Origin of the sequence: Halomonas sp. SIMBA_159 (genome assembly GCF_046536035.1) — a bacterium.
GTDB lineage: Bacteria > Pseudomonadota > Gammaproteobacteria > Pseudomonadales > Halomonadaceae > Vreelandella > Vreelandella venusta_A.
This window is the reverse complement of the sequence record NZ_JAWJBT010000624.1, coordinates 1-270: the sequence shown is the minus strand read 5'-3', so window position 1 is coordinate 270 and position 270 is coordinate 1. Positions and strand designations below refer to the sequence as shown.

The 270-nt window shown below is 51.1% G+C and carries 1 protein-coding gene; it reads left to right on the top strand.

All coding sequences use genetic code 11. The features are described from left to right. Positions 1–270 (top strand): hypothetical protein (locus R0J87_RS20700; RefSeq protein ID WP_498888604.1); only part of this gene is annotated, 270 nt, incomplete at both ends.

Below are 270 nucleotides of genomic sequence, written 5' to 3'. Positions count from 1 at the left end.
CTCCCTGCATCTCGATCATGCACAGTTACTGTCCGACACGACATGGTGCAGCTTCGAGCATTATCTGAGCAGCTTCACACCATCTCAATTGTCTTGGCTGCATCTGATCAAACGTATGGAAGCGCATTTTGGCGCTGAAAACCTAATCATCCGCCCTTTTGAGAGCATTCACCGTGGAAACGCTGCAGAGGCGGAGTCCTTTTTGGCACCAATGTGTGCGACACATGACCTGGAACTGGCGCCTCAGGTTTATGAAACCCGCAGTTTCTC